Here is a 25,980-nt window from a genome sequence, read left to right on the forward strand (position 1 = left end):
TCGGCACTTGGTTCTGTGCTTGGTTCCGTGCTTGGCTTGGTGCTTGGTTCGGTACTCGGTTCGGTACTCGGTTCGGTACTCGGTTCCGTGCTTGGCTCGGTGCTTGGTTCTGTACTTGGTTCCGCGCTTGGCTCGGTACTTGGTTTCGTACTCGGCTCGGTACTCGGCTCGGTACTTGGTTCCGTGCTCGGCTCGGTCGTAGGAGGAACGAGTACAGGCGGAGTGCTGTCATGCGAAACGTAGGATTTGTCTTCAATCACTGTTTGGCGTTGGCTGTATGGCGTTAAATGGTTCGTATCTCCAGGGCGATTATCGGCTACTTTTACAGTGAACAGACGCGTCTCACCGTTGGGGATCGGTTCGATCAGCGTAATAAAAAAGCTGAACTGCGCTTGCTTTTGATTTTCGTTAAATTGAAGGATTGAATCATAGTCGATTTGTATACCTTGGCCAACATTCTCGAATGCTATCTGCGCCTGACGGATCGCTTCGATGTCTCCTGAAAAAGAGACGGTCGCGGATACTTTTACGGGCTTGCCTAAAGGCAACTTCGCAACGCCCGAATTAAATAGAGAAAAAGCATCGGTAAATGTGATGTTATTTGTATTTGCCCATGTTGCTTGCGCAGCAGTTATTGGTGTTTCCTCTGTCATCACTGCTTTTACGTTCATTGCAGGTGACAGTGGTACAGCGAAAAGCAAACAGGTGGAAAATAGAAGGGCTGTTCTTTTCAAGTGTATTCCTCTTTTCTTTGATATCTGTAAAGAGAATAACTTGAATAACGGTGTTTATATTATGCTTTTTTTATAGGAAATCCTCTAATTTTAAATAAAGTCCAACTTTTCTCTACACAAAAAAGGAATCTCCATTCATGCAGAGATCCCTGTTTTTTGAAATAGGCTATCGGTCGGTGCGATGGTCTCGGAGTCGATATCCTACACCGATCTCCGTGACTAAGTATTCAGGTTTCAATGTGTCCGTCTCGATTTTTTTTCGGATATTCGACATATTCACCCGCAGCGTTTGAGAGTCGTTGCTATAAGGCCCCCAGACTTCTGTCATCAGCGTTTGGTACGTCACGACTTTTCCTAATTGACGAAACATCAACGCCAAAATTCGGTATTCGTTCTTTGTCAGATGAATCTCTTGTCCGTCCTTGTAGACTAGCTGCTTTTCAAAATCAATCGACAACGTGTTATTTTCTATTATTGGAGAAGTCGCTGCTTGCGTATTTTTATGTCGAAGAGCTGTACGAATGCGGGCAAGCAGTTCGTTGGTGCCAAAGGGTTTTGTGACATAATCATCCGCGCCTAGATCTAAAGCTTTTACCTTTTCTTCTTCATTGTTCCTAGCTGAGATAATCACGATCGGCAGCTCCATTCGCTTGCGAAGGATCTTCAGCAGGTCCATGCCATCAATGTCCGGCAACCCTAGATCCAGCAGCACCAAATCAATAGCGGTCGTCTGAAAAGCCGTCAACGCCTCCATTCCAGTACGTGCGATCGTCAGTTGATACCTCGCTTGATCCAAAACGACTTCCATAAAATCCGTGATATTCGGATCATCTTCAATCAGTAAAATAGATGGGTTCATAGCCTTTCCTCATTTCAAATAAATTCTAACAAGCGTCTTGCCTTCCTTTACATCGATGGTCATTTTTCCGTTGTGGGCGTGAATGATCGTCTTTACGATGCTTAATCCGATCCCCAGCCCATTTTTGGAATCCACCGACACTTCGTTTGCGCTGGAAAGATTCGACTGGATTTTTTGAAATTGCTTCAGTGGGATTTCCCCGTGATTCTCAATCTCAAAAACCGTTTGCCCCTGTTCTTGATAAACAGTCAGTTTTACTGGTTGCTCTTTCTCACCATGTCGGAAAGCATTTTCTACAAGGTTGAAGAGTGCTTGCTCGATCAAAATAGGATCTGCTTGGATGAAAATCACGTCATCTGGCAATTGGACCGCCACCTGTCCTTCAGGATAGACCTTTTTTAGATGCTTATACACCGCCTCAATGATTTCCTCTACCGGTTCCGCTGTTTTCGTCACCTTCATCGTGTCCATATTGATACGCGTGATAGATAACAAATTCTCCACCATACGAATCAGCCATTGCGACTCTTCCTGGATATCACTTAACAGTTTTTTTCGTGTTTCTTCTTTTAATTCATTCCCAGCACCTAAGGTTTCGGCAATTCCAGAAATAACAGTTAACGGTGTTCTCAAATCATGGGAAACTGCACGCAGCAAATTGCTGCGGACTTTTTCCCGCTCATTCTCTAATTCGACCTGTTCTTTTTCGTCCTTCAATTCTGTTTGTTCTAAAATAACAGCGATCTGCGTCAAAACAAGCTTCAAATAATTCAACTGATCGTTTTCTAATTCAAGACCCGCGTTTCGTTCGATCCCTAAAACAGCCAATGTTTTTCCGCTGGCGACGATCGGTAAATAGAAACCTTTTGCCCCGATCAAGGTGTCCGTTCCATTACCGGCTTCCTTTTGATTTTTTGCAGACCAAAAGGCCACCGCTGCTTCGTCCTTCGTATCCAAGAGGGACGGGCGCTGATCCACTCGGTGATTGCTCTCCAATTTGGCCTGACGATCAAAAATGATCACTTCTCGTTCAAGCAGTCTGGACAAATACGTCGCAGAAATATCGAGAATCTGCTGCCGGCTCTCCGCCAAAACATATTGCTTGTTTAGTTCATAGAGAATCTCCATTTGATGTTCTTTCTCCATGGCGCTCTCCGCTTGTTTTTTTAATCGAACCATAAGATTACTGATCATCAGCGCCACCACGAACATGATGACGAGTGTGATGGGGTAGCCCTGCTTATAAACCGTCAGTGAATACAGCGGTGCGACAAAAAACCAGTTGAAGGATAGCACGCTCAAAATCGAGGACAAGGCACTCCAAAAATAACCTGAAGTCGTGCGTGCCACAAGCAGGATAAAGAAGATATAGACAAGCATCAAGTTTTGATCACCCACATGGATGTATTTCATCAGCTCCGTCACGATCGTTGCTAAAAAAACACCGCCGATCGCGATTCCTAGATCTTTTCCGCCGCCTTCAATGACTTTGCGTGTTTTAAAAAACAAGGAATGTTTTTCCTCATTAAAGGGGATCAAGTGCAATTCCGTGTCGCTCAACCGCCGCAGCAACCGATCATCAAAGGCTTCCGTAAACAGCTTCTCGTACCAAGGCTGCCGCAGATTCTTTCCCATAATGATGTCAGTCACACCGGTCATTTTTGCGAACTCCACGATGGTCTCGAAGCTGTCCTCTTCCTCGATGCTGATTACTTCCGCCCCAAGCTTTTCAGCTAGAGGGATATTGGTGGGTGTATCGTCCTGCAAACGTACTTGGATCACTGTCCACTCTGCGCCTAGTCCTTGCGCCAAACGAGCGGTCCAGCGAATGCACTTTTCAGTCATTTTAGGAAACGTATCATTTACCACCGTTAGTAATTTATTTTGGATTCCGGTTCGTTTACCGCTGATCCGATTGATATGGTCAGAGGCACGCTGGATTGCCAGCCCTCGCAGCTGGTCTAATTTTTGGGGAATGAAGAAATTTTGTAACGCCCGTTTCGCATTTTCGTTTGCGTAGATTTTTCCCTGCTCGAGACGCTCGATCAATTCATCCGGCTCCACATCTATGACCTTGATCGTTGCTTGTTGTAGAAAGGTATCGGGGACTGTCTCTTTCACTTCGATCCCCGTCACCTCTTCAACGATATCGTTTAAGCTTTCGATGTGCTGCACATTGACAGTCGTGAACACATCGATTCCCGCATTCAGCAATTCATCTACGTCCTGATACCGTTTGCGGTTTCGCGAGCCTATCGCATTCGTGTGGGCCAATTCATCGATCAAAACGATCTCCGGTTTTTGCCGAATGATTTCATCAATATCCGGCTCATTTAACAGGATTTCCTTATAACGAATTTTTTTCGGAGGGATCTGCGGCAATCCTTCTAGTAGGCGATTGGTATCTGGTCGGTCATGGGGTTCAACGTAGCCCACCACCACATTTTTTCCCATCAGCAGCAATTCATGCGCCTCCGCCAGCATTCCGTAGGTTTTCCCAACCCCTGCCGCGAAACCGAAAAACACACGCAAACGGCCGCGTCGGGCGTCTCCTAATTGTTTGTTTTCCTCTTCCATCAGCGTCCCCCTTTCTCCCACAACAATTCCCTAACCATTGATCGCGGTCAGAGAATTGCTTGTTCTGCTACTTACAGTTTATCTAATGCCAAGTTCAACTGCAAAACATTGACATAATGACGGTCAGAAAACCAATCTTTTTGACTGTTTTCTTCTATTATAGTACGAATGCTCTGCTGGCTCACCTTTCGTTCTTTGGAGATTCGCGAAACTTGGAATTCTGCTGCCTCTAGACTGATATTCGGATCGACGCCGCTGGCTGAAGCTGTTACAAGATCATTTGGAACATTCTTTTCTGTCGGATTTTTTGCCAGCTCGGCTTTGGTCCGTGCGTCGATTAGGTTCTTTTGCTCAGAAGAAACGGGAGACAATTGACTGACTTTTTCACTGCGGCCGGAAAAATACTGGGCTTGCTTGAATTCTTGACCAATGAGTGTTGAGCCGACCACTTGGTTGTTCCTTGTGACTTGACTACCATTCGCTTGGTCTGAAAAAAACAATTGACCGATCCCAGTAACAGCCGCCGTATAGAGCCCGCCAAAAACGATCACACTCAATAGAAGAAAACGCAGACTGCCTAAAATACTCTTTTTCATTGTACTTGCTCCTTCGTTATAAAATGATCAGTGAAAGGATCACATCGATTAGTTTGATAAAAATAAATGGCGCGATGATCCCACCTAGCCCGTAGACGAGTAGATTGTGCCGCAAGATTTGACTTGCCGGCTTTTCTTGATATTTCACGCCTTTTAGTGCCAGTGGGATCAGCGCCACGATCACTACCGCATTGTAGATAACTGCGGATAAAATCGCCGTCAAGGGACTGCCTAATGCCATGACATTCAACCGATCCAGTTGCGGATAGATGCTATAAAATAACACGGGTATCACCGCGAAATACTTGGCGATATCGTTGGCAATACTAAACGTGGTCAAGGCGCCCCGCGTCATCAACAATTGCTTCCCGATTTGAACGACCTGCAGCAGCTTTGTGGGGCTTGAATCTAAGTCGATCATATTCCCCGCCTCCTTGGCGGCCTGCGTTCCAGTGTTCATCGCCATCGCCACATCCGCTTGTGCCAGTGCCGGCGCATCGTTGGTCCCATCTCCTGTCATGGCGACAAGGTGTCCCTTTTCTTGGTACTCACGAATCAGATCCATCTTGTTCTCTGGCGTTGCTTCTGCCAGAAAATCATCCACACCAGCCTCCGCGGCGATCGCAGCAGCCGTCAAAGGATTATCTCCGGTGATCATAATGGTTTTGATGCCCATTTTACGCATATCGCCAAATTTTTCTTTGACGCCATTTTTTACGATGTCCTTCAAGTAGACGACACCCATCACCCGATTATTTTTTACCACTACTAGCGGCGTTCCCCCTGATCGCGCGATCTTATCAACGATCTCATCACATCCAGCGGGGTAGCTTTCGCCGTTGGACTGCACGTATTTTTTCATGGTATCCGCCGCACCTTTGCGAATCACATCTCCGCGGTAATCAATACCGCTCATTCGTGTCTTCGCACTGAAATCAATAAATTTCACTTCAGACTGCTGGAACGCTCTTTCCCGTAGATTGAATCGCTCTTTGGCTAGGATCACAATGCTTCGTCCTTCTGCCGTTTCATCTGCCAAGGAGGACAACTGCGCAGCGTCTGCAAGCTGTTCTTCACTGACACCGTGGACGGGGATGAATTCGCTGGCACGTCGATTGCCCAGTGTAATGGTTCCTGTTTTATCCAATAAAAGAACATCGACGTCCCCCGCCGCCTCAATGGCACGACCGCTCATAGCAATCACATTTTCCTTTGTCAAACGGCTCATGCCAGCGATCCCAATAGAGGAAATCAAGGCGCCGATCGTCGTTGGTGCCAGACAGATCAATAACGCGATCACGATGATCATTGATAGCGCCTCTCCCTTTCCAGATAGCTGACTGCTAAAAGCCGTAAAGGGAACTAATGTGATGGAGACGGTTAAGAAAATGATCGTCAGTGTGATCAAGAAAATTTGCAGTCCGATCTCATTCGGTGTCTTTTTTCGTTGGGTGCCCTCCACCATCGCGATCATTTTGTCCAAAAACGATTGCCCATTTTCGGAAGTCACTCGAATCACCAAATAGTCAGAGACCACCGTTGTCCCACCAGTCACCGCACTTCTATCGCCGCCAGATTCACGAATAACAGGTGCCGATTCGCCGGTGATGGCACTTTCATCAACAGAGGCTGCGCCTTCGATCACGTCACCGTCTGCGGGAATTTGTTCTCCGGCACGGACGTACACCAAGTCGCCGCGCTTCAAATCAGAGGAACGAAGCTCGATAAAATTCTCGTCCTTAATATCTTCTAAGCGATTGATTTTGTAGGTCATGACTTCCTTCTTCGCTTCTTTCAAGCTATCCGCCTGCGCTTTTCCGCGCCCTTCGGCAACCGCTTCAGCAAAATTGGCAAAGAGCAAGGTCAACCAGAGAAAGAGTGTCACAGAGATGCTAAACCAAACCGGTACACGCATGGGGTAAAAGCATAATACGGTCGTGATGATGGCGCCCAGATAGACGACAAACATCACCGGATTTTTAATTTGCTGGCGCGGGTCTAGTTTTTTGAAGGACTGACCCACCGCCCATTGATAGATTTTCTTCATTTTTATTCACTCCATCTAGTTCAGTGTAAAAAATTCTGCGATTGGTCCAAGGGCCAAAGCGGGTAAAAAGCTTAACGAACCGATCACTAAAATAACGATAATCAGCATTGAGACAAAGGTTGGGCTGACCGTCGACAAGGTTCCAGAGCTCGAGGCGGCTTTCTTTTTGCCCCCCATGTTTTCAGCCAAGAACAAGATCGCGACGATCGGCAGATATCTTGAGACAGTCATCAATACGCTCCCCAAACCGTTTAAAAATGTGGTGTCTGCGGTTAATCCACCAAAGGCACTACCATTGTTATTGGCTAAAGAGGTTGCAGCATAAAGTAATTCACTGAATGCATGCGGGCCGCGATTGGTCAGCCAGCTCATGACCTCAGGATGCAGGACTAGGGCCATCGCCCCGAAAAGCGTCAGCATCAAGGGTGTTAAAATAACTAAACTCGCCATTTTTATATCAAAGGCTTCGATTTTCTTTCCTAAATATTCTGGCGTCCGTCCCACAAGTAGTCCAGCGATAAAAACAGCAAGCAGCAGAAATGCGAGCATGCCATAAAGACCGCTGCCGGCGCCGCCGAAGATGATCTCTCCTAACTGCATCAAGAACATTGGGATAGCGCCCCCCAATGGTGTGAAGCTGTCTAGCATCGCATTGACCGAGCCGTTGGAGGCGGCAGTCGTTGCGACGGACCACAAGCTGGACCAGCCGACACCGAAGCGTACCTCTTTTCCTTCCATATTGGCCGCTCCAAGGACACGCGCAAATTCTGGTCCATAGTATTCACTCATCGCGACACCGATAAACGCAAGTAACAGGAAGAACAAGGAAACGACCATGATCGTCCGGCCCTGCTTCCAATCCTTCACCCAGAAGCCAAAAGTAAAAATCAAGGCGGCTGGAATCAATAGGATCGCGATCGTTTCTAAAAAGTTTGAGAAAATCGTCGGATTCTCAAAGGGATAGGCGGAGTTGGCACCGAAGAAACCGCCGCCGTTGGTCCCAAGCTGCTTGATCGCCACTTGACTAGCCACCGGTCCTAAATGTAACCACGCGCTTCCTCCCTCTAGTCCTTGATAAGAAAAGCCTGATCGAAAGGACTGCACTGTTCCCTGTGAAATAAGCAACACGGCGAAAACGATCGCCAACGGAAGCAAAATATACACCAAGCTGCGAGTCAAATCCTGCCAAAAATTTCCTAACGCTTTCTTTTTCACCTGCGAGATTCCTCGCAACAACGCCACTAAAACGGAGATACCCACACCTGCCGAAACAAAGTTTTGTACAGTCAATCCAAACATTTGAGACGTGTTCGACAAAGTCGTCTCACCTGCATAGGCCTGCCAGTTCGTGTTCGTCACAAAACTTACAGCCGTGTTGACGGCTAAGGGAAATGAAAGGTTTTTTACCGCTGCGCCCCCCGGCAAAAAGTGCTGCGTCATCAATAGAACCGTCAATAACACCACCGAGAAAAAACTAAGCAGTAAAATAGTCATCGCGTAGCGTTTGGCGGACATTTCCTTTTTGCTGATGGGGCCGATCACCTTATAAAACATTCTCTCGATCGGCTGCAGAAACCGCACGCCTTTTGGGATCGCGCCCTGCATGATCTCCTTGATGTACCAGCCCAGCGGCACCGCTAATAGTAATAAAACAAACAAGAAAAATAGTCCTTGATAGATGATACTGCTCATAACTCTTCCCCCTTAAATAAAAACCAGAAAAGATAGATCATAACTAGAAGTCCGATAATTCCTAAAATAATCGTCATTTCATTTCGCTCCTTTTACCCCCGCTTATTAAATCAAGGGGCCTTTGTTTACCTTCTAAGCATAAAAAAAAAGACCTAAAGATAGTGTGAAACTTGATGCCATTTCTTTACACGATCTTTATACGGTCTTCAAGGGGTTAAAGCATGGGAAACGCAAAAAAAAACAAGGCACGAGGTGTCGCACCTTGTTTTTGTTTTTATTACTAGCTACTTTTTCACTGGATTCAGGTCACTTTCTTTGGTTTCTTTAAACAGCCAATAACAGACGCCTGAGATCAGGAGAACCAGCACGCTGATCAGCAGGACAGGGATAAATACGCTTGCTGCTGAATTTCTAAAGATGAGGCCCATCAATAATTGTCCTAATGGCACCGCGCACTGGGCGACGGCCACGATGGTCGCCATGACCTTTCCTAAATTTTCCCTCGGCGTGATTCGTTGGACCAGCGTGATCAAGTAGATCGAAATGGCACTGGCCATCATTCCGATAATGATTTCCATAACTAGTACAAGGAAGAAGCCGACCGTTGCGTTGGTCATACTCAGCAGAATATTGGTCACTAGCAGGACGATCCCTGAATACGTAAAGACACGGTAAAAATTACTAAACGTAACGTTCTTCGTCAAGGGTCCTGCGAAGATGGCTCCAAGAATACTAGCCAAACTAAATACGCCCATCCCAACGCCGTACATTGTATCATTCACCTGTAAGGTCATTCGTAAAATAACAGGAAGTCCTACTATAAAGAAAGACGTCAAAACAAAATTCACTGCGGCTGCGATGAGGATCGACTTAAAGATCACTTGATTGTTCTTGACTTCCTTGAAGCCCTCCTTTAAATCGTCCGTCAAAATCTGCATCACGGTCCCTGAAGAGCTCTCGCGTTTTTCGAAAGGAATCTTCAAAAAGCTTTCGATAATCGCTGCGATCACGAAGAACACGACACTGCTGGCGACCAATAGTTTCGCACCCATTAATCCATAAAAGATCCCGCCAATGATCGGCGCAACAACGTTTGACAATTGCAGAATCCCATTTGATAGCCCGTTGATTTTTTCCAGCTCACTTTCTTCTACTAATAGAGGAATACTCGCGCCCACCACCGGTGTATCAAAACTGCCAATGATCGCGAGAATAAAAATGAGCAGACCGATGCCAAAAATTGATTGAGAGGTCCCAACAACTAAAAATAACAATGCTGCAATGATCGCATTACACACATCCATCAATACCATCAGCACTTTACGGTCATACCGGTCAGCGATCGCTCCGCCTATTGGCGCAAACAAGACCGGAATACTTGAGATAGCCAAGACAGTGGCGAAAATATCCGCCCGTCCTGTAATATCTAATACAAATAACGACAGTGCAAATCTCAGGATCGCACCCCCGAACACTGAAATGACTTGCCCCAACATCAAATAACTAATATTTCTTCGATTTCCCTTCACAACGTTTCCCACTCCCTCATATTGAATACATTCAGCTTAACGAATTCTTAATATAAGGGCATCCGCCTAAAGTCTCATTCCCTTCTCACACTTTAGTATCTTTAAGGAAGCAAATGATAGTGCTTCAGACCTTCGAGTACGCCTTTTTCTGTTTTGGCGACATAGGTTGCTTGTTGTTTTAATGCCGATGACCCTTGCTTCATGGCGACGCTGTAATCCGCCAGTTCAAACATACTGTGGTCGTTCATTTGATCGCCAAAAGCATAAATTTCCAGCTCCGTGCTAGGCAGCTCCTTTAGCAAGCGTTGAATCGCAGTTCCCTTTGAGACCTTTTTTGGCAGCACATCGATCGCCAATGGGGCAAATCGGACAACGTCTGCTAGGTGTTTGATTTTTGGGTAAATGCGTTCTTCTGCTTCCTCACTTAAATACAGATTCATAAAATTGACGAAGTTTTGTTGATAGAACCTCGGCGCGATGGGAACATCCGTGATCCCCATGTAGGACACGTGCGCCTCCACCACCTCCGAAAGATGGCTCACCGCAAATCCCTGTTGATTAAAATAACCGGCGGCAACCTGATTCTCACTTGCGATCACCAAAATAGCCTCTATTTCCTGTTGGGTAAATCCCACGTTTTGAAGGATTTTCTCTCCGAAACGAATAAAGCAGCCATTGGATAAAATATAGTGTTCTACCTTCAGTAGATCCAGCAGCTCTGCGACTTCATAATAGCTGCGGCCAGTCGCGATAATCGGTAGAACCTCGGTTTTTCTCAACACCTCAAAAGCCGTTAAGACCTCTGGCTCCACTTGCAGACTTCCTCCTGAACATAACGTCCCGTCTAAATCAAAAAATACTACTTTCTTCATATCCCTCTCGTTCCTCCAAAATAAATTTGTCGTAGTTGGATGCCTAGACGAGTCGTCAACACAAAAAAAAGGAGAAACGTCAGTGCATCACAAATACACTGAACCTTTCCCCTCGGATTTTTTATATCAATAGGTGCCTTTTACATTTGGTAAAAGATGAAGCCCTCGGTCACAGTCCTCGCTTGAGCGGAACCCTAGCTCCAATTTTCCAGTTCACTAAGAAGCATACCATAGAAGCCGTAAACGTCGCAATTTTTCTACGAGATCAAGCCGTAATGTTTCAATCCTTCTATCACGTCCTGCTCAGATTTCGCAATGTAGGTTGCTTGTTGTTTTAAGCCCTCCGTCGCTTGCTTCATGGCGACGCTATGATCCACTAATTGGAACATCGTCAGGTCATTGTCGTTATCTCCAAAGGCATAGGTCACTGATTCTGAGGTGGCGCAGTGATCTAAGACTTTCTTGATCGCCGTTCCCTTAGAACTATTTTTTGGCAAAAGGCTGACCGCTAAAGGAGAGAAGCGAATACGATCAGCTATCTTCTCTAGTTTTCCCGTCACTTGATCTTCTTTTTTACTGTCCATATACAGGTTCATAAAATTGACAGGCTGCGTTTGATAAAACGTTGGAGCGATCGGAACATTTTTCTGACCTAGAAGAGCGCCATGTTCGGTTACTTCTTCTGTCATTTCTGTGACAGCATACCCTTGCTGGTTAAAATAACCGGCGGCAACACCCATTTCAGCCGCGACCGAGAGAATCGCTTCAACTTCAGACGAAGAAAACGTCTCGTTCACGATCTCCTTTCCATTAAAAAAAGCATAACACCCATCTGATAAAACATAATCGTTGACCTGCAATGCCTGCAAAATAGGTTTGACTTCATAATAGCTGCGTCCTGTCGCGATGACCGGCTGGACATCCGTTTCTCGCAAGCGCTCAAAGGCTTCGATTATTTCTGTTTCTAGCTCCAAACCGTAGCCGCGACACAAGGTCCCGTCCAAGTCAAAAAAAATCCTTTTTTTCATCCACTCATCCTCTCGCATTTTCTTACTACTTCCATCAAGAATATAACGCTTTCATTGTTTCTGCAATAGGAAAACGACCTAAAGCCCTGTCACTGCTCTAGGTCGTTCTTATTAATGCTTTCGTTTTCTGTAATATAGAATTCCCGCGATTAACACGATTCCCACACCTGCGACAAGAAGCCACGGATTTCGTGTGTCATTTGTCTTCGGATAACTTCCGCTTGCTGTTTCGGAGGTCGTTGGTTTATTGGATGATTTGGGAACGTCGGGTGCTTTCGGTGATTCTGTGTTTACAAATTTTCCTAAATCTATGGTTGCCGGTTTGTTTTTTTCTGAAGATGCAATAGTAAATCGGCGTTTCTCCTTACTGAGGGCATACCCAGTGGGTGCCTTTTTCTCAGTAAAGTAATAGGTTCCCGGCGCCAAGCGGTCTACTGAGAGTTGCCCCTGCTTGTTAGAGGTGTATTCTCCGACTTGTTTGCCATTGTCGTGTTGCAGCGTGAAAACAGCTCCTGATAGAGCAGCATTAGATGAAGAAACCTTTTGTAATTTGACTGACCCCTGATAATTGATAACGTCTGCTAAAGTGATCGTTTTTGGCTTGCCTTGCGTTTTTGTCGGAACAGTAAAGGTGATTTTTGCTTCATTGAGCACGTAATTTTCTGGTGCTTTCGTTTCAACGAGCTGGTAGCTGCCAGGAACCAATCCTGTCGCAACGACCTTGCCTTCTTTGTTAGAAACAAGCTTTTCTGTTTCCTTTCCTGCTTCGTTCAAGACCGTTTGTGTTTTTCCTTTACTGTCTTGAATTTCAAATTCGGCTCCCGCAAGAACCTGTCCATGGTCGTTCTTTTTAGTCAATGAGACGGAGCCCTTTTCGTTCACGAAATCGCCCAAATTGACTTTATCAGGTTTTCCTAATTGTCCAGTTATATCGAAAGGATGCGGCGTCGTACCCAAAATGTAGCCTTTAGGCGCTTTGGTCTCAACGATCACATAATGTCCTTGACTTAAGCCTTGGAAGTAAATCTCCCCTTTTTCGTCTGAAGAAATCGTGTTGTCAGGATACTCGGCGCCTTCGCGATCCTTCACAGGAAGCGGATCTCCTTGCGGCTGATTTTGATCGTTGGCCCGATAGACTTGATAGGCTGCGTCCTTCAGCGCCTTTTTCTGATCGTCGACTTTACGTCCGATGACTCCTGATTCGTAATTCTTGAAATCAAGGTTGTCGATGTTCGGGTCTTGATCCGCATTTTCCTTGACGACAAAGTAGATCGGCTGCTGATTCAGAATGTATCCCGGTGCTGGTTTTACTTCTTTGACGAGATACTCTCCTGCACCTAACCCTGAGATATTCAAAAGACCATTTTCTGGTACAGTGATCGTCCGTACAAGCTTTTGGTCGCCGTTGACGATGTGATACAGTTCAAATTCCGCACCAGCGATCGATCCGCCTTCTCCGACTTTCGTGATCTGTGCTCGTCCACGGAAATTTTGGAAGTCGCCTTCTTGTTGAATCTCCGGTTCACCGTATGCACGATCAGTGACCGTCACTTGGATCAACGCCGGATTGATGACATAATCAGAACCTTCTGTCACAGTTGGCGCTTTGGTTTCTTGATAATAATAACTGCCGGGAGCTAGATCCTTGAAGGTCACTTTCCCGTTTTTATCGCTGACGGCTGTTTTGTTTAGTGGTTTTTTATCTTTGTCATAAAGAGTAAATTCGGCACCTGCTAAGCCGTCGCCATCTGTATTGCGTTTGACGAGTTGGAAACCGCCCTTGTAATTGATAAAATCTGATAATTCGATGACTGGAACCTTCCCTTTATGGGCGGCATCGATCGTGAAGCTTAATTTTTTCTCATTCAATACATACCCTTCAGGGGCCTTCGTTTCCACAAATGTGTACGCGCCGGGCGCTAAATGATCCACATGAACTTTCCCTTGCTCGTCCGAGGTGAGCGGTGTCTGATTGACCTTGTCGCCTTTTGAGTCTAATAGATCAAACTCGGCACCTGACAACGAACGGCCAGCGTTGTCTTTCTTCACAAATTCGACAGCACCCTTCTCATTTGTTAGCTCTAATGGGCTGCCATCTGGCTGTGTGGTCACGGTTTTCGGTTTGTCTTGAGCACCAGAGGCGATGGTAAAGGGTACCTCGGTGGAATTGAGGATATATCCTGAAGGTGCTTTGGTTTCAACAAACTTGTAATCTCCTGGTGCTAAGCCTGTCGCTGTCACTTTCCCATCCGCTTGTGAAACCAACGGCTGCTGATTGACTTTTTTGCCCTTGCTGTCGATCACATCAAATTCGGCACCTGCTAAAGGATTGCCTTCACTGTCTTTTTTGATCAATTCGGCACTGCCTTGATAGTTTGGATAATCAAATTTATTCAGCGGCACCTGCTGCCGACTGTTGCGATATACCAGGAAGTATTTAGGCGCGGTGTTGATCATATACCCAGTAGGTGCTTCAATCTCTGTCATCCGATAAAATCCTAGCGGCAGGCTGTCGATTTCGAGAACCCCGTCACTATTCGTACGATCTGGATTTAAGGCTACCGGGTCCCATAAAGAACCGTTTGGCGCCAATGGATCTAATCGCTCTAGTTTAAAACGTGCACCTGCCGTGATGCCATTTTCAAGCTTGATCGGTTGTCCGTTCGCGTCTGTTTTTTGCAGGATCACCTTGTACCGCTCATTGGGAATCGTTAATGGCGCTGCATTTTCTGCAGACGTTTTTTCATTGATCGTGATTCTGCGGCCGTCGACGAGCTCATCTGAAATCGTGAAGCCTTCTGGTGCGTGCGTCTCGATCAACAAGTATTCACCATAAGGCAGACTGCCGAATGTCAATTGTCCATTACTGTCGACTTCGCCTTCACGCAGCATTTGCGTTTTGGTTGTGTTCCATAACTGGAATTTTGCCCCAGTCAGTTTTGTTTTCTCATCGGCTTCTGTTTTCTGGATCGTCAGCTTGCCTTTTTTCCCATTCGCAGAGCCGCCGCTGTGGTCCACCTCGACCGTCACGTCTTCCCCGTCTCCACCAGAGATCGTCTGTTCATTGTCTCCAGTGACAGTTATTTTATTTGAGACGGTGTCCTTGCTGCCGCTGGCACTTGAGGTGATGTAGCTCTTGTATTCCAATTGATAGGCGGTGTCGATCTTATGAAGCATCGTGATCGTCAACACCTGCTTGCCTGTCAGATTGTCCGTTGTCAGCGCCACCTGATAATCTTCATTCAAGGTCAGTGGCTTATCATAGTTTGGCGTGACCGTTCCATCAACGGCAACAGTTGTTTCGTAAAGCTTGATTGACGATTGGTCAATGACTTGATTTTCCGTGGGTTCGTCTTTGATCACCACATCGCTCAATGTGGACTGCGAAGGATTGATCACGGCTTTCCAGTCAACGTAATCGGGGTTCTTGCTATCCTGCTCACCAGACTTTTGAACATACTTTCCGCCATTTTTTACGCTGACTTCTCCAGTCACATCTCGCTCATCATGATCGTTTTCATACTGCGCAACATTGTCATACTTATTCGAGCCTTCGATGATTTTTCCGGCGACGGAGGTTTTAAACTCGATCAAATAGGTCGTTGCCACGTTTTCTGGAAAATCGATCGTTAAGGTTTGATCGTTTTTCTCACTGGGTTCATTGAGTGTCTTCATGTCCTGATTAACAGAGGTTTCCGGTTGTTTCTTTTCTACCGATCCATCCTTTTTGACTTCTGCCTCATACACGTTCACTGAACCTGCCACATACGCCTGATTTTTAAGGATCTGATCGACTAATTGCGCTTCTTTTAAAGGGTTCCCGCTTAAATTAACAGCGATCGTCCAAGTAATCTCTTTCGTTTGTGCGTTGTATTGCCCGCTTTTCTGCGCGTTCAATTGATAGGGATCGTTGGGTTTAAAGTCGTGACTGCCATCTGAATGATGGTCATTTCCAGACTTGTCTTTCCAATCAGCCCCCATATTGTTTTTAAAGCGGTCCTTGTCTGGGCTGTTGGGGTCCAACAATGACACATCAAAGTCTGTGTGATAATTGATCACAAATTCAGAACTTGTCGGATTGTACGAATTAAGAAAGACGATCTTGAAGCCGGTCTCTTCACCTGCTGCATTTTTGGTCAATTCAAGCGTATAGTCTTTGCCAGGCTCCAACACTTTATTGCCAGTCACGTCGCGAATTTCAAGATCGGGCGTTTTTCCATCTGCCTTCATGGACATCGTTAATCCCGGAGTCGGTGAATACGTGTCTGTCAGCTCCAAGTTTTCCATGTAATAATGATTTTTATTGATAGCAATCTGCCAGCCCGCTTTACGTGTCGCGTAATCCACATCTGTCAAATTTTTAATGACGTTTTGTTGCTGAGCTGTCCCTGAATCACTGCCTGTATCTCCCGTCCCAGTAGCAACACTGTTATCCACTTGGGTCGGATCTGTGACGATACCATTGACCTTTGTTTGGTAATCCACGATGATCGCTTGGTCGATGTCGTGCAAAAAGTTTATTTTAAAGCCGTGACCATCGGGATTTGGAACCAATTCGTAGTCTTTTCCTTCTTCTAACGGTGCGCCCTTTGTCTCATGTCCCTGCGCATCAAAAGTGATCGGGTAAAGTTTCACGGAGCCGTCCACCAAGTCCATGTTCTTACTGATGGTATCTGTGATCGTTGCTTGATCTTTAGAAAGATGCTTCTCTCCGTAGTTGTACTTGATCTCCCAATTGAATATTTGTCCATTAGGGTCGTAGCCCGTCATACTTTTTTCCACGGGTTTGCCGTAATTTGTCGTCACTGTAGCCTTCGCGTCGATCCCATCAGGGTCATTTTTATCCGACAAGGTCGCGTGATTCGTAAAGCTGACTTTGCCGCCGTTTTCCGGCTTGGCTGAGTCATCAATCGCGGTTTGATACACGAGTCGATAGGCTTTGTTCGTATCGCCTTTGACTGTGACATTCCCATTTGCGTCTACGGTATAGTCACTCGGATTTAGCTCACGACCGACTTCCTTTACGGTCCCGTCTAGATTCATGACCAGTTCGTAGACCTTGACTGATTTGTAATTGATCCCCTCAGGCCAGTTTTCTGTAACGTTTGGATCTGTTAAATGCTCCATCGACTGATTGACATCGACGGTCCATTCCACGTTGTTAGGATTGGGGGTACGATCAAAATGCCCTTTCTTATCGATCGAAGTTTCTGTATCTGGACGAATTTCTACATCGACTGGCGGAATATCATCCTCCACAGGATAATGAATCGTGATATCTCCCGGTCCGTCGATATGCTCCTGGTCAAACTGTGCATCAAAATAAAAGCTTCCATTAATATCGCTTTGGTTTTCAACTTCCTCCGTAAAGGTAAAGCGAACATTGCCGTCCTGATCAACGGTATAGGTGGCGTACACTTCGCCATCCGCATTTTTCAATTCCCCATTGAGAGGTTTTGACGGACGCAGCTCTTCCGGCAGCTTGAAATCGAAATAGTCCCCCGCCTTGATCTGGCTGCGAACCTCCTCTGGAATACTCCAAGCATAATAAATCCGCACATGCGTGTTCGCTGGCACCGGCGGCTCGATGATATTTCCATCATCGTCAAGATAAACGAGGTTTGACCCTGTCAAAATCGTCCCGCTTCCTCCGGGAAAATACGTCCGAATGTCCGTTCCGTCTTCTGCTTTGGCGGCTTTTTTATCTGATTTTTTTGGTTCAGATGAAGCAGACGGCTGTGTACTTTGCGCCGTCTCGCTTGTTGACGTGGTCGTAGTTGCAGGAGGCACTGTGCTGCTTGTGTTTGAGTCGTCTGCACTGCTGGCTTCAGGTGCATCGCTTGAAGCACTCGTTGAAGAGGCGGACGTACTTGTGTCTGTTTTTGGAAATTGATAGCTGACTGTCTGCTCTTGATAACTGAAGTCCACTTGCTGAAGGTCCTTCAAACGCTCTTGCTTCAACGACAAGTGCACAATACCTTTTCCGCTTGCCGCAGTTGGTATCTCGATCTGCTGAGCATTTTCAACAGTCAGTGCAGTCGTCTGCCCATTCTGTTCAAGTTCCGCGTGATCAATAATTGCTTGTGACGAGCGGATCTTCACAGGTATTTTATCTGTTGTCTCCGTTGTTTGAAGCGTCAACTCTAATTGAGTCTCTGATTGACCTTTGGAAACATTCTCCAACTTCAGCGAAGGAGACTCTTTTTCTTCAGCCAACGACGTTAAAGGCGTCAATGAATTCAATAAGATCAAAAAGGTCATAAATCCATAGACCCATTTATCTACCCGTTTTTTGTTTGTCATCTTCTTTAACTCCCTTACTTTTTGATAACTAGCGCCATTGACTGTTATAACAAATAATTGCACCTGTTATTTTCAAAAAACGCGCTTTTTCAGAATCATTTTTGAAAATTTCAACAATCACTCCCGTATTTCTTGACCGAAACTCCCTCTAACACGTCATTGATCCGAGACATATCCACGATAGACAATGCTTTAGAAACGACGACTGTTTCCGCTTCAGGATAGACCCTGCAGAGTTCTGCCATGTTGCCCGTCGTCAGCAGAACATCCACCGGCAGCTCGTGACAGTCGAACACATCATGGAATTTTAAATTGTAGAGGTAGCTAAAATAGCCATTGATTTGCTGGATGAATTTTTCCATTAAAAGACCGGACATGTCACTTTCAATCATGACATGGATCGGCACTTCATACTGGCAAGGCTCGTCTAAAAAGAAGATATTTCTCAAATAACTAATCAGCAAATAATCCACTTCTAAAAAAATAGGGTTGCGAGATTCCCTATAGAGATCCGTGATAAAACGCCTCGTCTTCGCAACGAGCTTCGGGTACCGTTTAAAAAAAGTATGCCGATACGTGTTGCCCGTAACGTCCGTGTTGAAGCCTTTAAAATAGTAGGCAAAATAATGACTTCCTGTGACATAAGCTCGAAATCGAACCTGTTCCTCTTCCTCGATCGGACGAAAGACCTCTTGAAACCGTGTCATCATGAGATCAGTGGCTAAATAGATCGGTCCTTTTTCATCTGCCAGTTTCGCCAATGAACGGTCCAAAATCTCCTTTTTTAAAATGTCCATCGTTTCCGGGAGCACCAGCCATGCGGCAAAAAAGAACGGAATCTCTGAATGCTTGTCGTTGACGATTCCGTGAAGCTCTCCGATTCTTCTTTCAAAACAAGGATATAAAAAGCTTTGCTTCAGCGGCTTCGCAAACGCTGGGGTCATCTGAACAAAGTTTCCTTTTCGCGTGCGGATCGTCGCTTCCGCAAATAGATACGCCATTTGTTTCTTATGCCCCAGCGGAATTTTCGGATAAACAGTTGCTTCGTTGTTGAGCAAATCCTCCACGAACGTTTCCATCAGGCGTTCATCGACATACTTGAAGGGCCAAGAACTTCCTCGGTAGACGCTCCAATAAAAGATTCCCATAAACATACGGATCTGATGTTCTTCCCCCAGCAGCTTCGCACGCTCCCGACCAATTTCTATGGAATAATTTGCCAACAGTTCTTGGATCTTGTTTAAATCTCTGCGAACGGTCGACTCACTGATGAAGTGACGCATCGCGTAACTTTTGACGCTCTCGAATTCCTCCGTCAGCAGCGACTCCAGCATACCGACTGTTGCGCATTGCTTCACTATGAATGTGATCAATTCATAAATGTCTGCGTCATTTTCTACATTCAACGAGACCCCTCGACTTTTCGAGAGTTCAAATGTGAATTTATCTGGCCGAAACACTGCGACTTGATTCGCCAGATCATTGATCGTATTTAAGGTCGTGCGCTTACTCAGTCCCAATTGATCCCCAAGCCATTCGCTGGACACCCACCGACCGTTCGTCGAATTCAGTAATAACAGCATGCGGCGCTGGTAAAAGGTCTTCCGATCAAATAAACTTTCAAAAAAATCTTTCCGTTCCATGACATGTATCCATCCCTTTTTTTCGATCCTGTCTAATCGTTCATTCATTCTTTCATTGCTAGCATCATAGTAAATAAATAAAAAAAAGGGTAACAAAACACTCGTATTTTTATCCTTTCGCCGAAAAAAGTAAAAAAAATAAAGTATTTCAACCAATAAAGCGACGATTTGCAAAATTGAAATTTCGTTTCTCATAATTTCCCTTTAAAAAAGAAGCAGTAGTGGTTCTTCCTTCTCATTTTTACTAGGTATTCACTCGTGTGCCTATGCAAAAAAGTCACGACTTCCTAAAAAGCCGTGACTTTAACGGTGCCTTACATCTCCATCCAAACAGGTTCAAACTGGTTGCCGTCGAGATCCGTGATCTCTAGACTAAACATTTGATCTTCTGGGATTCCCATGTCTACCGCAAAATAATCGCCGCCGTTCGCTTTCGCTGCATCCGCGATCTTTTTCACCACTTCAGGACTTTCCACAGAAAACGCCGTCAATGCACCGCTTTGACTTCTGACATCCGCAATTTCTTTATTTTTAAGGAACAGCCCGTAAAACTCATGGCTCAACAGCATGATCCAAAAATTGTCGTCCCATCGCATAGAACTGGAATTCTCATTCGACATTTCCTCTACTTTTGTAAATCCTAATTTCGTATAAAATTCCGTTGAGGCCTGGATATCTTTCACTGGGTAATTGGCAAATACCATCGTTGACATTTTTCTTAACCTCCCTACTTAAATTTTCTTCTATTATGCAAAAATCCCTCGAATAAAACAAAGAAATCGCTTGCAATAAAGTGAACAAGTAAGGGGCCTCATCAACGTTTTTAAACAACAAAAAAGCGACAGTCTCTGAGACTATCGCCTTCTCTATTAGCCCGCATTCTCACTGAACTGATCAAGGATCTCTGCGTGCTTGCTTTTTCGTAAAATAAATAACGCCACTAAGATAAATACGACGGTCGTTAACAGTTGCACCAGTATACCTCCGCCACCTGTGGAACTCGTCGGTGCGATGCTGCCGCCAGACGCAGCAATACTCGTGAAATCATTGACGCCATGAAGCAATAGCGGCCAGATGATGTTTCTTGTCCGTAAAAACAACGCGCCCATGTATAATCCTGAGCCGAAGGTAGAGACCGTCTGCATCAATACGCCGGACGCATCTCCCGGTGAATAGTTCACGATCAAATGACTCAAAGAAAACAAGACACTGGTTACGATCACAGACATGTAGATCGCTTGACTGCCCGTATAAGAACGAAAAATCGTTGTTTGCATGACCACTCGGAAATAAAGTTCTTCAAATAATGCAGCAAACAGCCCCAAAATCGCGGAACTAAGAACGATCGACGCCACACTCCCCTGACTCTTAGACAGATTGACCATTGTCCCAAATACCATGACCGCTAAATATAAAAGAACAGGAAGCACCACGATGATCTGTGATAAAAATCGTTTGCCAGAAAAGAACTTCGGACGAATTTTCAACAAATATTTTCCTAAAAGATACGTAGCAATCAACATGATCGTATTTTGAATCACCAATTTGCCAGCAACTGGCAAGCTCTTGGGGATGATCGCAGGAATAATAAATAACAAAACAATGACAATGATCCAGCTTATGATCAGTTTCCCCCATAGCTCTGACTTTCTCTTCATAACTTTCCCCCCTAATTGTAAAACAATCATACTAAACTCTGAAAAAATTGGGAAATATTTGATTCTAGATGAGAGGGATTATTATAAAAAAAGCCATTTTATAAACAAATTAGTTAAAATAAATTTTATACTGGTACCTGTGTTGAAAGCTGCTTTTTAAGACTATGGGTAAATATATTTTTTAATCCATTGGTATGCATCGTTACTTGAAGAAGCGTGATCAAGCATTTTGAAAAATTCGGGCTGATCAATCAATGAAACAAGTTCAGCTAACGCTGATAAGTGTTTTTTATTGTCCACAGCAGCCAATGTAAAGATATATTTCATCGTTGTCAGGCCTAATATTTTTATTGGTTTTTTTAACACCGTTATTCCTAACCCCACTTTTTTTACTCCGTCCTCTGGTCGAGCGTGAGGCAAAGCGACATGATCAGAAATCACCATATAGGGTCCTTCTTCATAAGTCGTCTGAATGATTTTATCAATATACCGACGACTAACGATGTCTGCTTCGATCAATGGAGTGGCAGCAACATAAAATGCTTCTTCCCAACTATTCGTTGCAAGTCCTAACTGTATGTAATCTGGTGAAAGAATATCAGATAACCGTAAATCTGTTATTTCTGATTTCTCATTCAATTTGTGTTTTGCGTGATTGATTTTCGGCTGTCTTAAATGTCGAACAAGTTCCTTTCTCAGCACAGCTTCGTCTTCTATCTTCGTATACTTGCTTATGATGCTCATAAGCTCCTCAAATTGATAATCACTTGATAGATTTCTTGTACTATTTTGAATTTCTTGAACCAAACTATATTTCTCATCGATGGACATGATAGGATTGACCGTATAAACTGGTTTTTTTAATGAAAACAGACGTATATTTGGAACCGTAGTAAAAATCATATCATAGTCTTGCTTCTTTTTATAAATTTCATTGGTTTCTATGGGTCCTATAAAAATCATTTCAGGAAATAAATTTTTTAATTCATTGTAAATAATAGCAGAGCTGCCAATGCCATTCGGACATACAATGATTCCAACCTTTCGTTTTACCTGATACTCATCGTTGTCATTGATCAATGAAGCGAAATGGATAGTTAAAAAAGATATCTCTTCATCTGGAATCCGTGTACCAAATAAATTTTCGATTGGTTTCATCGTTTCTCTAACGATCTGAAACAAGTCAGGATATTCTTGAATAATTTTCTTGTTTAATGGATTGATAATTGGCAGATGGAAAAACAGGCGATAATAAGCGGGCCGAAAATGGCTGTACAGCTGCTTTCTTACGTTACTTTTCTCCTTAAAGCGAATACCAGACAATTGTTCAAATCGATCAAAGATGCGTTCAACAAGTTCATTGATGATGGAATAATCTGGTGTCTTTTCCGATGCATCTCCAATCGCCATTCCCAGCATCCAACCACAAATATACAAGACAGCGTACTTATTCTCGATTGAAAATTTTTTTAATAAACTCACAGAGAAAGCATATTCTTTCATTTGATAAAAAGTTTGAAAGCTATAGTTGTCATAAAATTCTGCCCATTCTTTGTTTAGACGGGGCAACAAAAAAATCAGCATATAACTAAATTCAAGAAGGCGGTTTTCAACTAATGAAATCGAGTAGCGATCGAGCTCATCAGAAATCTGGCGAAAGGTTTGTTCTTTTTCAATTGAGCTTTCGTTAAATAGAAAGTAGTCCCACAAGAAGCTACCATTATCCGAGCGTAAATCTTCCAGCACTAGTTTCATAAGATGATACCGCAGAAGGGATTCGTCTCCTGACAAAGTATACCCATTCTTACGATCATAGTTTATTTGGATCGAGATAGATTCCAATTCTTTTTCTACTTTTTTCAGATCGTTTATGAAGGTCGTCTTCCCTTTATCTAGGACCTCTAAAAAGTGATTTACTGACAGATACTCATCAGTATGATAAAAAAGCATGAGGTAAATGTATTTTTTTCGTTCGTCAATATCCATCTCATATTGACGATAAATCTGATCATTCGAGAAAAATTCAACTAAAAATAGACGACTGTCATCGGATAAGTGAAAATAGTTTCCATCAAACCAAACAGGAGGAAGCGTTTCTTCAGCTAACAATTCATTCACTTTCGTAATGACATAATCAATTTGAACTTTCGTCAGCTTCAAATGGGTGGATAAATTTTTAGAAGAGATAATCGGTTTTTCAATCAGCTTGAGTAAAATCTGACGTGTTCTTTGATCAACTTTTTGCATCTCGTTTCCTCCTGTTCTTGCTTAGTTCAAACTTTCAGTTACCTTTTTCCGCAATAAACGAGCATTCTCTGCTATTTCTGTTTTACTTCCTTTAGACAATAGGGTTCCTACGCCCATACAATCTACCCCTGAATGCAGCCACTCCGCAACATTTTCTGTGGTTACGCCACCTGAGGAGAGCACAGGAACATAGGGCATCGGTGTTTTGATCGTGGCTACTACTTTGGGACCGACAAAGGAGGATGTAGGAAAAGCTTTGACCATATCTGCTCCAGCTTCAAGCGCTTCGACAATTTCCGTCATGGATGTGCAACCCGGCATATATGGAATCTGGTATCGATTACACAGTTTCGCGACCGCATGGCTGAAGTTTGGTGCAATAATAAATTCCGCACCTTTCAATATTGCGTGACGAGCTGTCTCACTGTCAAGTACTGTTCCCGCACCAATGACTACTTTTTCTTGGTAACGGTCCTTTAGCTGTTCAATAATGGTTCCGGCGTTTTGATTCGTGTAGCTGATTTCTAAGCATGAAACCCCTCCTTCGAGGCATCCATCAACAATTTCTTCGGCTCGCTCGATCGTCTCTACCCGAATGATCGCCATCAATTTTTCTTCATTGATTCTTGTTAGTGTCGCTATTTTTTTCATGATAAATCGTTCATCCCTTCTATTTCTTTGTATTGGGCCAGTGTAGTTCGAATCTCGGAGTCAAATGTTACCGGCACATCGCAAACTGGACGTTTAGGACTTCCTACAGGTATTCCTGTTACCTCCAGACTGTATTTCAAAACACTCGGAACTGTAGCTAATTTTAGAATTCTACGAAAATCATTAATACTTTCTTGTAGAATTTTTGCTTTTTCGAGCTCATTATTTTGAAACGCGTGATAAATTCCCAGATCTGTTTTTGTTAGAACGTTTGAGGTTGCAGCAACAGCACCATCTACTCCTGCTTTCAGAGCCGTAAGAATTAAGGAATCTGACCCAACTAAAACTGAAAAATCATCTCGTTCATTCAACGTTAAATACATTTTGACTGTATCGATTTGACCGCTGCTGTCCTTTATTCCGATGATTTCAGGTATTTTTATCAACTCTTTGAAGACAGCTTCACTGATTGAAATTTTTGTATTGGCTGGAATATTATAGAGAATGATCGGCAGGTTCGTATTCTCGGCGATTTTTTTATAGTGCTGAATTAATTCGTCATCACTTACTTTGATCAAATAAGGCGTTATGACAGATACGGCGTCTACTCCAAGTGCTGCAAATTGATTGGTCAATTTGATTACTGCTTCTGTGGAAATCCCTCCAGAACCTGCAAATACCGGCACTCGACCATCAACCTCATCCACCACTATTTTCACTAACTCGAGCTTTTCTTCCTCACTCAAGGCATAAAATTCTCCATTGGTGCCTAAAATAAATAACCCGTGGATGCCACTGTCTATCAATTTGTTGACCAATTTTCGCGTTGCTTTTTCATTGATTCCATTTTCTGACAATGGCGTGACCATCGCTGTGATAATCCCTTTTATTTTCATTTTGAGTCCACTTCTTTCAACTCTTTAATAGATGCCCCCAGAGCCCCGCCAGGATGCCACTGATAATATTTATCTAAATCCAATTGCTCTTCCTGTTGCAATAGGATAGACAAACATTGCAAAACAATAATTTCAGCTAAAATCGAGATTCTTGGTGGTTTGTTCAAATCGTCTCCTTCTTGCTTAACGCCGGCTAACAAAAATACTGTAGAGTGCGTTTTTAACCAAGAATTCTCGCCACCACTAACGCCGATAATTTTTGCATCCAATCGTTTTAATGATTCAACCGTTCGCTTCAGCTCTTCCGTCTGACCGCTATTGGAGATCGCGATAACAACATCTCCAGGAACAACCTGCCCAGCTGATCCATGAATTGCTTCTGTTGTATCCAAATAATACGTAGGTGTTCCTACTGAAGAATTCAATGCTGCAATATATTCTGCTACATGACTTGGTTTTCCTACACCTGTAATATGAACTCGTCCGTGGTTTCTTTTTGATTCAGAAATGATTTTACATGCCTCAACAACTTTTTCCTTATCTAACCGATTGATGTATTCGTTGATTTCTGGTTGAAGGACCTCAATGTACGCATCCAATTTTTTCGTAGTAATTTCCATTCTCTTGACCTCTCTTTTTTAAAAACAG

Annotated in this window: 16 protein-coding genes and 1 pseudogene; all 17 read right to left on the bottom strand. The window is 44.1% G+C overall.

Translation table 11 applies throughout. The annotated features are described in order from the left end of the window. A pseudogene (locus A5868_RS18845) lies at positions 1-734 on the bottom strand (hypothetical protein); the annotation flags it as partial. A 166-nt stretch (positions 735-900) separates the two neighbouring features. Further along, complete coding sequence (locus A5868_RS16355; protein ID WP_086304914.1) at positions 901-1,593, bottom strand: response regulator transcription factor; 693 nt, start codon at positions 1,591-1,593, stop codon at positions 901-903. 9 nt (positions 1,594-1,602) lie between these two features. Then, positions 1,603-4,170 (bottom strand): sensor histidine kinase, encoded by a 2,568-nt coding sequence (locus tag A5868_RS16360; RefSeq protein ID WP_086304916.1) that lies wholly within the window; start codon positions 4,168-4,170, stop codon positions 1,603-1,605. 71 nt (positions 4,171-4,241) lie between these two features. Further along, a complete protein-coding gene (locus A5868_RS16365; protein WP_086304917.1) occupies positions 4,242-4,766 on the bottom strand; it encodes a potassium-transporting ATPase subunit C in 525 nt (174 codons plus the stop codon). Between the two features lie 16 nt (positions 4,767-4,782). Beyond that, positions 4,783-6,813 carry a potassium-transporting ATPase subunit KdpB gene (gene kdpB, locus A5868_RS16370; RefSeq protein WP_086304919.1) on the bottom strand — a complete coding sequence of 677 codons (2,031 nt, stop codon included), beginning with the start codon at positions 6,811-6,813 and terminating at the stop codon, positions 4,783-4,785. 15 nt (positions 6,814-6,828) lie between these two features. Continuing rightward, positions 6,829-8,505, bottom strand: a complete 1,677-nt coding sequence (gene kdpA / locus A5868_RS16375) for a potassium-transporting ATPase subunit KdpA (protein WP_086304921.1) — start codon at positions 8,503-8,505, stop codon at positions 6,829-6,831. Between the two features lie 284 nt (positions 8,506-8,789). Next, on the bottom strand, positions 8,790-10,034 hold the full coding sequence (locus A5868_RS16380; RefSeq protein ID WP_086305406.1) for an MFS transporter: 1,245 nt from the start codon (positions 10,032-10,034) through the stop codon (positions 8,790-8,792). A 101-nt stretch (positions 10,035-10,135) separates the two neighbouring features. Next, positions 10,136-10,906 (bottom strand): Cof-type HAD-IIB family hydrolase, encoded by a 771-nt coding sequence (locus A5868_RS16385; RefSeq protein ID WP_086304923.1) that lies wholly within the window; start codon positions 10,904-10,906, stop codon positions 10,136-10,138. Between the two features lie 257 nt (positions 10,907-11,163). Continuing rightward, complete coding sequence (locus A5868_RS16390; RefSeq protein ID WP_254908336.1) at positions 11,164-11,934, bottom strand: HAD family hydrolase; 771 nt, start codon at positions 11,932-11,934, stop codon at positions 11,164-11,166. A 111-nt stretch (positions 11,935-12,045) separates the two neighbouring features. After that, on the bottom strand, positions 12,046-18,237 hold the full coding sequence (locus A5868_RS16395; RefSeq protein WP_086304927.1) for a SpaA isopeptide-forming pilin-related protein: 6,192 nt from the start codon (positions 18,235-18,237) through the stop codon (positions 12,046-12,048). Between the two features lie 110 nt (positions 18,238-18,347). Then, positions 18,348-19,880, bottom strand: coding sequence for a helix-turn-helix domain-containing protein (locus A5868_RS16400; protein WP_086305407.1), 1,533 nt, complete (start codon positions 19,878-19,880; stop codon positions 18,348-18,350). A 314-nt stretch (positions 19,881-20,194) separates the two neighbouring features. Beyond that, positions 20,195-20,593 carry a VOC family protein gene (locus A5868_RS16405; RefSeq protein WP_086304929.1) on the bottom strand — a complete coding sequence of 133 codons (399 nt, stop codon included), beginning with the start codon at positions 20,591-20,593 and terminating at the stop codon, positions 20,195-20,197. A 156-nt stretch (positions 20,594-20,749) separates the two neighbouring features. Next, positions 20,750-21,538, bottom strand: a complete 789-nt coding sequence (locus A5868_RS16410) for a CPBP family intramembrane glutamic endopeptidase (RefSeq protein ID WP_176281338.1) — start codon at positions 21,536-21,538, stop codon at positions 20,750-20,752. Between the two features lie 162 nt (positions 21,539-21,700). Continuing rightward, a complete protein-coding gene (locus A5868_RS16415) occupies positions 21,701-23,785 on the bottom strand; it encodes a BglG family transcription antiterminator (RefSeq protein WP_086304933.1) in 2,085 nt (694 codons plus the stop codon). Positions 23,786-23,806: 21 nt separating this feature from the next. Then, positions 23,807-24,436 carry a bifunctional 2-keto-4-hydroxyglutarate aldolase/2-keto-3-deoxy-6-phosphogluconate aldolase gene (locus tag A5868_RS16420; protein WP_010779218.1) on the bottom strand — a complete coding sequence of 210 codons (630 nt, stop codon included), beginning with the start codon at positions 24,434-24,436 and terminating at the stop codon, positions 23,807-23,809. Beyond that, entirely contained in the window at positions 24,433-25,332 is a 900-nt protein-coding gene (gene dapA / locus A5868_RS16425; protein ID WP_086304935.1) for a 4-hydroxy-tetrahydrodipicolinate synthase, read from the bottom strand. Before dapA ends, A5868_RS16420 begins: the two co-directional genes overlap by 4 nt. Further along, complete coding sequence (locus tag A5868_RS16430; RefSeq protein WP_010779216.1) at positions 25,329-25,952, bottom strand: SIS domain-containing protein; 624 nt, start codon at positions 25,950-25,952, stop codon at positions 25,329-25,331. Before A5868_RS16430 ends, dapA begins: the two co-directional genes overlap by 4 nt. Positions 25,953-25,980: the final 28 nt, after the last annotated feature.

Source organism: Enterococcus sp. 12F9_DIV0723, from assembly GCF_002174375.1.
Classification (GTDB): domain Bacteria; phylum Bacillota; class Bacilli; order Lactobacillales; family Enterococcaceae; genus Enterococcus_A; species Enterococcus_A gilvus.